At 76.8% G+C, this 7,621-nt stretch carries 6 protein-coding genes; 5 read left to right on the forward strand and 1 reads right to left on the reverse strand.

Translation table 11 applies throughout. The annotated features are described in order from the left end of the window. The coding region (locus B7P34_RS34165; RefSeq protein WP_106682040.1) for a transaldolase family protein at nucleotides 1–1,272 on the forward strand (1,272 nt) is incomplete at its 5' end. Here the strand turns inward: B7P34_RS34165 and B7P34_RS34170 are convergent. After that, complete coding sequence (locus B7P34_RS34170) at nucleotides 1,206–1,892, reverse strand: NADPH-dependent FMN reductase (protein WP_189383266.1); 687 nt, start codon at nucleotides 1,890–1,892, stop codon at nucleotides 1,206–1,208. The genes B7P34_RS34165 and B7P34_RS34170 overlap by 67 nt on opposite strands. 577 nt (nucleotides 1,893–2,469) lie before the next feature. Here B7P34_RS34170 and B7P34_RS34175 point away from each other — a divergent pair. The 4 genes from B7P34_RS34175 to B7P34_RS37860 form a co-directional block, all read left to right on the forward strand. Next, entirely contained in the window at nucleotides 2,470–3,426 is a 957-nt protein-coding gene (locus tag B7P34_RS34175; protein WP_106682042.1) for an arylamine N-acetyltransferase family protein, read from the forward strand. After that, nucleotides 3,423–5,000: a class I adenylate-forming enzyme family protein gene (locus B7P34_RS34180; RefSeq protein WP_106682043.1), complete on the forward strand. Its 1,578-nt coding sequence runs from the start codon at nucleotides 3,423–3,425 to the stop codon at nucleotides 4,998–5,000. Before B7P34_RS34175 ends, B7P34_RS34180 begins: the two co-directional genes overlap by 4 nt. Beyond that, entirely contained in the window at nucleotides 4,987–6,513 is a 1,527-nt protein-coding gene (locus B7P34_RS34185) for an FAD-dependent monooxygenase (RefSeq protein ID WP_106682044.1), read from the forward strand. Before B7P34_RS34180 ends, B7P34_RS34185 begins: the two co-directional genes overlap by 14 nt. A gap of 886 nt (nucleotides 6,514–7,399) precedes the next feature. Continuing rightward, nucleotides 7,400–7,621: hypothetical protein (locus B7P34_RS37860; protein ID WP_223268531.1), on the forward strand; the 222-nt coding region annotated here is incomplete at its 3' end.

Below are 7,621 nucleotides of genomic sequence, written 5' to 3' on the forward strand. Positions count from 1 at the left end.
GGGCCGGCAGGTCCCCTGGGGCCCGCGGGGCGGGCGTCCACCCCGGCCGCCACCCGGGCCCCCACCCCGGCCGCGGCTCCCCACCCGCGGGTCACGGCCGGCGTCTCCGTCTGGCTCGACGGCCTCAGCCGGCAGCGGCTCGCGAGCGGCAGGCTCGCGGCCCTGGCCCGGCAGGGCCGCATCGCCGGCGTCATCTCCGACCCGGCCTTCCTCGCCCGCTCACTGGCCGGCGGCTCCTGCTACACCGGGCAGCTCGGCGACCTCGCCGAGCGCGGCGTCCCCGCCGAACGGGCCCTCAAAGCCCTCGCGGTCCACGACATCCGGTGGGCCTGCGACATCCTGCGGCCCGTCCACGAGGCGACCGCCGGCGTCGACGGGCTCGTCTGCGTGACCCTCGACCCGCGGCTCGCCCACGACGCCGCGGCCACCCTCGCCGAGGCTCGTACGCTGTGGCGGGCCGTCGACCGCCGCAACGCCGTGCTCGGCATCCCGGCCACGGCGGCCGGCCTCACGGCCCTCAGCGCGTGCCTGGCCGAGGGCATCAACGCGAGCGCGACGCTCGTCCTGTCCGCGGCGCGCCACCGCCAGGCCTGGGACGCCTACACGGAAGGGCTGGAGCGGGCCCGCGCCGCGGGCCGGCACCTCGCCTCCCTCGCGTCGGTCGCCTCGTTCCCCGTCAGCCGCATCGACACCGCCGCCGACGCCCTCCTCGACCGCGAGGGCACGCTGGAGGCCCGGGCCATGCGGGGCGCCGTCGCCGTCGCGGCCGCCCGGCACGTCCACGAGCAGTACGAGCGGATGCTCGGCGAACCGCGGTGGCACGCGCTGGCCGCCCGCGGCGCCCGCCCCCAGCGGCTGCTGTGGACCGCGACCACCGTGCCGGAACCCGGCGCCTCCGGGCTCCTGCCCACGCGGTACGCGGCGCCGCTGCTGACCCGGGGCACGGTCACGGCGGTGACGGAGGGGACGCTGGAGGAACTGGACGGGCTGAACGGACCGGACGGGCTGGGCGGACTGAAGGCCCGGGGACTCCCCGGCGTCCAGGAGACCGCGGGGGAAGCGCCCGCCGGGCCCGGCCCCGGCCCCGGCACGTACGCCGCCGCGCGGCGCCTGCTCGGACACCTGCAGTGGTTCGGCATCGACCACGGCGAACTGGCCTCGCGCCTGGAGACCGAGGCGCTCAAGGAGCTGAACGACGCCTGGCATCAGCTCCTGGACAGGGTGACGCTTGCCCTCGACCAGGGGCCGGCGGCCGGCGACGGAACAGCCTGAGGCGGCCGGGGAGTTCGCGGAGCCCGGGGCGGCTCAGGCGTCCCGAGCACCGACCGGCGCTGCTCGGCCATGATGGCCACCGCCTCGAACGTGGCGTCCACCAGCTCCCGCAGCGCCGCGACCGTCTCCGGATCGGTCATCTCGCCCGCCCCGTCCAGCCGTTGGTGCGCCCCGCGGATGGCGACGGGCGGGTGCTCCACCGTGATCGCCCCGCAGCTGTCCAGCAGGTCCAGCAGCGCCGGCTGGGCGTCGATCCCGCCCCGGCCGCCCGGCGAGGCGCTCAGGACGGCGGCGACCCGCCCGGTGAGCGAGCTCGCCCCGTCCGGACGGGAGAGCCAGTCGAGGGCGTTCTTCAGCACGCCGGGCACCGCGCCGTTGTAGCAGGGCGTGCTGATCACCAGGGCGTCGGCGTCCGCGACGAGGGCGCGGGCGACGGCCACGGCCGGCGTCGTCCCCGCGGATTCGACGTCGCCGTTGTAGAACGGCAGCCGGCCGATCGGCAGGGAGACCGCCGAAGCGGCCGGGCGGGCCTGCTCGATGATGCGCCGGACCGCCCTGAGCGCCGCCGAGTTCACCGATGCGGCGCGCAGGCTGCCCGAGATCAGTACCACCTTGGTCATGTCGGTCCCCGCTTCTGCGTCGGAGGTCCCGGTACGGGGGCGGGGGCCGCGGCGAACGGCGCCGGCCCGCCGGCCCTGCCGGACGGTCCGAGGGTAGATCGGCCCCTTGCGCACGCGCCCCGGACGGCGGGCCGCTGTGTCAGGTGCCCGGCCGGACGTGACGGAACGCCCGGCGGGCTGACGGACTGCCGGGCGGGCGGTGGGCGCGGGTGCGCGGGGCGGCGCAGGATGGTGTGGAGCCGGTCCGTTCACCCCCTCGGCGGTCCGGTATGCATCCGGCATCCGGCACGCGCCGGGCGGTAGTCCGCCGTTGCGGCGAAGCGCATCCATCCGCCGCAACGGCAGACACCACGGTGCGGCTGGCCGGCGGTGCCGTACGACCGGACCGGACCGTCATGCGGCGAAACGTCCGCCGCGCGGCTGCACATCCCGTACATCCCGTACATCCCGTACATCCCGTGTGGCGCAGCCGGAGCCCCGTGCAGCGACACCGCGCGCCGTACGGGGCCGTCACCGCGAAGCGACACCCGCACGTACGACACGTACGACACGTACGAAAGGAAGGAGCGTACGGCCCATGCCGAACACCGCCGTCGTCCACGGCCTTGACGGGCTGTCCGCACCAGCGGCAGCCGCAGCCGCAGTCGCCCCCGGAGCCGCAGCCGGAAGCGGAACCACACCCGTACCCGCCCCCACCTGGGACACCACCCCCCTCGACCTCGACGCCTACCTCGCCCGCGTCCGCCTCCCCGGCCGCCAGTCCCTCCCGCCCACCGCCGCGACCCTGCGCACCCTGCAGCGCGCCCACACCGCCGCCGTCAGCTTCGAGAACCTCGACGTCCTGCTCGGCCGGGACATGCCCCTCGACACGGCCGCGCTCCAGCGGAAGATCGTCCACGCCGGCCGCGGCGGCTACTGCTTCGAGCAGAACCTCCTCTTCGCCGCCGTCCTCGAACGCCTCGGCTTCCCCGTCGTCCGCCACCTCGCCCGCGTCCGCCGCGGCAGCACCCGCGTCCGCCGCCGCTCACACGCGATCCTGGTGGCCGAGGCGGACGGCCGCCCCTGGCTCTGTGACGCCGGCTTCGGCGACGAAGGCCCCCTCGAACCCGTACCGCTGGCCCCCGGCGCCACCGTGACCACCGGCGACTGGACCTGGCGCCTGGACCTCGAACCGCCGGCCGGCCCCGCCCCCGAGCAGTGGGCCCTGCGCTCCCTGCACCCGGACGGCTGGTTCGACGTCTACGCCTTCCGCCCGGAGCACCACGCCCCCGACGACTTCGAGTCCGCCCACTACTGGACCTCCCACCACCCCCGGTCGCCCTTCACGGACCGGGTGGTCGTCCAGCGCGGCGACGACCACGTCCGCCACACGCTCACCGACCGCACCCTCACCGCCCGCTACGCCGACGGCCGCCTCCTGCGCACCGAGCTCGCTCCCGACGAGGTCGTGCACGTCCTGCGTGGCACGTTCGGCATCAGGCTCGGCGCGCAGGACGCGGCCCTGCTGCAGCAGCGCGTCGCGGAGCTCCCATGAACGCTCCCCGCCGCACTCCTCGTGAGGACCACCGCAACGCCCTCCGCCTCGGCCTCGTCCCCGAACAGGCCGCGGCCCGGCACGGCGACGTCACCATCACCCTCGACCACGACCTCGACGCCCTGCCCGGCACCGGCCGCCGCCTGACCTACGCCGGGCTCGCCGGCCACGTGGACGACCTCGCCGCCCGGCTGCGGGCGGCGGGCGTGCACCCCACCGAGCACGTCGCCGTCCACAAGGCCGCCAACTTCGACACCTACCTCCTGGCCTGCGCGGCCGCCCGCATCGGCGCCGTTCCCGTCCTGCTCTCCCCGGAGCTGGACGGGGCCACGGCCGGCGCGCTCCTGCGCCGCCTGGACCGGCCGCACCTCGTCACCGACGACGACAAGCTGCGCACGTGCCTCGCGCCCCTCGCCCTGCCGGACGTCGCCGCCACCGTCCTCACCACCGGCCCCGCCCGCCCCGGCTGCACCCCCCTCGCGGCACTGGCCGGCGCCCCGCGCCGCGCCCCGGTCCTCCCGCACCCGGACCGCCCCGCGCTGATGACCCACACCTCCGGCACCACCGGCCTCCCCAAACTGGTGGTGCACACGGCGGCGAGCCTGCACGGGCGGTACGCGCCGCAGCGCAGGCTCGCCGCCCTGATCCGTACGCCCGAGACGTACGCGGCCCACCTCAGCCCCGTCCACTCGCGGATGTACCTGGCGCTCGCCGTCGCCCTGCCCAAGGGCATGCCGCTCGTCATCGTCGGCGACCCCGAACCGGCGCGCGTCGCCGACCTGTTCGCCCGTACGCGCCCCGGCTTCGTCGAGACCCACCCCAACTCGTTCATGGCGTGGGAGGAACTGGCGGACGACCCGCGCCGGCCCCTCGCCTCCGTCCGGTACTTCAGCTCCACCTTCGACGCCCTCCACCCGCCCACCATGCGCAGGCTGCTGCTCGCCTCCGGCCGCCGGGCGCCCCTGTTCTTCCAGTTCTACGGGCAGAGCGAGTGCGGCCCCCTGACCGGCCGCTGGTACACACGGCGCACCGCCCACCGCGCCGACGGCCGCTGCCTGGGCCGCCCGCTGCCCGGCGTCCGCGTGCGCCTCGCCGCCCCCGGCGGGCGCCGCGCGACGCGGGAGCGCCCCGGCGCCATCGAAGTGCGGGCCGCGGGCCGGGCCACCGGTTACCACGCCGAACCCGAGCGCTTCGCACGCCAGCTGGACGACGGGTGGTGGCGCACCGGCGACGTCGGCTACCGCACCCGGTCCGGCTGCCTGCACCTCCTCGACCGCGAGGTCGACGTCATCCCGCAGATCGGCTCCACCCTCGACGTCGAGGACCGGCTGATGGACCGGCTGCCCGAACTCGCCGAGGTCGTCCTCGTGCCGGGCCCGCGCCGGGAGCCCGTCCCCGTGGTCTGCACCCGCGGAGACACCCCGCTCGACCACTCCCGCTGGACGGCCGCCACCGCCGACTGGCCCCAGCTCGCCCGCCCCGTACAGCTGCCGCTGTCCGCGCTGCCCCGCACCGCCACGATGAAGGTGCGGCGCCTCGAACTCGCCCGGAGCCTGGGCAGTGCCGGGACCTGACGACGCCGGCTCCGGCCGAGGTCCCGCGGTCCTCGTCGCCGGCGCCGGCCCCACCGGGCTCCTGGCCGCCTGCGAACTCCTGCGCCGGGGCGTCCCCGTGCGCCTCGTCGACCAGGCTCCGGCCCCCGCGCCGGCCCCGCGGGCCCTGTCCCTCTGGCCCCGCGCCCTCGCCATCCTCGACGACCTCGGCATCGGCGACGACGTCCGGGCCGCGTCCGTACGCATCGACGGCTACCGCTACTTCACCGGCGGGCGGCCGCTGGCGGCCTTCGCCTTCCCGGCGTGGTGCGCGGCACGGAACCTGCCGCAGTACGAGACGGAGGCGCTCCTCACGCGCCGGCTGCACGAGCTCGGCGGCACGGTCGAACGCGGCGTGCGGCTCGTGGACTTCGCACCGGCGGACGGCGGCGTGACGGTGGCGCTGCGCCACGCCGACGGGCGGACGGAACGCGCCCGGACGCCGTACCTCCTGGGCGCGGACGGAGCGCGGAGCACGGTGCGGGAACGGCTGGGCACGGGCTTCACAGGGAGCACCTATCCGATGACGTTCGCGGTGCTGGACACGCGGGTGGGAGACGCCGCCCTGCCCTCCGGCGAAATCCGCTACTACCAGGCGCCGTCGGGCACGCTCGTGATCGTGCCGATGCCGGGAGAAGTCTTCCGCGTGCTGACCGCGCTGCCCGCGGGGGCGCCGGTGCCGGGCATCGCGGACATGCAGGAACTGATCGACACGCGCGGGCCGCGGGGCGTACGGATCACGGAACCGGTCCACCACGCCGCCTTCCGCGTCCACGCACGGCGCGCGGCCGTGCTGCGGCGCGGCCGCGTCTTCCTGCTCGGCGACGCCGCCCACGTGCACAGCCCCGCGGGCGGCCAGGGCATGAACAACGGCCTCCAGGACGCGCACAACCTCGCCTGGAAACTCGCCGCGGTCCTGCACGGGGACTCCCCGGCGTCCCTGCTGGACGGCTACGAGCCCGAACGGGAAGAGGCCGCGCGGCGGATCGTCCGGGACACGGACGTGCAGACGAGGGCGTGGATGGTGAACGGGCGCGTACGGGTCGCGGCCCGCGACGCCGCCTTCCGGCTCCTGGACCGCACGGGCGCGGTCACCCGCTTCTACGCCCCGGTGATGGCCGGCCACCGCCTCGCCTACCGGTCGCAGCGGCGCACGCAGGGGCCGGGGCGGCCGTGCGGCGGGGTGCGGGCGGGGGAGCTGTTCCCGCGGGGCGTGGTGGACGGGGCCGGGTGGGTACTGCTCCTGGCCGTACGCCCCGGGGCGGGGACGGCGTGGGCCGAGGAGGCGGCCGCGGTGGCTGCGGGGCGGCGCGGGGTGCGCTCGGTGCGGCTGGACCCGGCGGCGGTGGCCCCCGCCACGCGCTGCCGCCGCCCGGGCTACTACCTCATCCGCCCGGACGGTTACGTGTCCGCCCACGGCCACGCCCGGGACACGCCCCGCCTCCACGACGAACTGCGCCGTGCGACGACGGCGGACGCGGGGCGTCCTCTCTGATGGCGCCGGCACCGTCCCTCTCCGCCGCGGCGGTGATCAGCCACGATGGCGGATGCCGGCGGTGCCGTGCGGGCCTGAGGGGTGTGCGGCACCGCCGGTCCGCGCCGTGGCGGCGGTTTCAAGGGCGCGGGGCGTCCTTGACCCGTGGGAGAGCACGGGGTGTCCGGGCCGGGACCAATCCCTCCGCCGCGGTGGTGATGAGCCACGATGGTGGATGTCGGCGGTGCCGTTCCCGCGTGAGCGGTGTGCGGCACGGCCGGTCCGCGCCGTGGTGGTTTCAAGGGCGCGGGGCGTCCTTGACCCGCGGGAGAGTACGGGGTGTCCGGGCCGGGACCAATCCCTCCGCCGCGGTGGTGATGAGCCACGATGGCGGATGTCGGCGGTGCCGTGCGGGCCTGAGGGGTGTGCGGCACCGCCGGTCCGCGCCGTGGCGGCGGTTTCAAGGGCGCGGGGCGTCCTTGACCGGCGGGAGAGCACGGGGTGTCCGGGCCGGGGCCAATCCCTCCGCCGCGGCGGTGATCAGCCACGATGGCGGATGTCGGCGGTGCCGTTCCGGCCTGGGCGGAGTGCGGCACCGCCGGTCCGCGCCGTGGCGGCGGTTTCAAGGGCGCGGGGCGTCCTTGACCCGCGGGAGAGCACGGGGTGTCCGGGCCGGGGCCAATCCCTCCGCCGCGGCGGTGATCAGCCACGATGGCGGATGTCGGCGGTGCCGTTCCGGCCTGGGCGGAGTGCGGCACCGCCGGTCCGCGCCGCGGTGGTTGCGCGCCGTGGCGGCGGATTCAAGGGCAGCCCGCTCGGCCGCCCCGCCGTCTACCTCAGCCCGTACGGGGCCGGCCGCCGGGCTCCCCGGCTCCGGTCCGGGCTCCGGCGTGCGTACGTCGTGCACGTGAGCACCGCGCAGGCGACGTACAACGCGAGGAGCCCCCAGAGCGCGGGCAGCGGGCTCAGTAGCGTGGCGCTCAGTGCGACCCCCGCACCGCCGGGCCCCGCGATCCGCGTGACCCCCGCGGAGCGGCCCCGCGCCGTGGCGAAGGCCGTCGCCGCGTCCCGTCCGGCCAGGATGGACGCGCCCGCCCGCGCGGCGAACACCGCCGGGACGAGCGCCCCG

The sequence above is a fragment of the Streptosporangium nondiastaticum genome, from assembly GCF_003011965.1.
GTDB lineage: Bacteria > Actinomycetota > Actinomycetes > Streptomycetales > Streptomycetaceae > Streptomyces > Streptomyces nondiastaticus.

Bases quoted from the DNA above. Each gene is read 5' to 3' on its own strand.
- B7P34_RS34170 (WP_189383266.1), bottom strand. From the start codon at position 1,892: ATGACCAAGGTGGTACTGATCTCGGGCAGCCTGCGCGCCGCATCGGTG.
- B7P34_RS34175 (WP_106682042.1), top strand. From the start codon at position 2,470: ATGCCGAACACCGCCGTCGTCCACGGCCTTGACGGGCTGTCCGCACCA.
- B7P34_RS34180 (WP_106682043.1), top strand. From the start codon at position 3,423: ATGAACGCTCCCCGCCGCACTCCTCGTGAGGACCACCGCAACGCCCTC.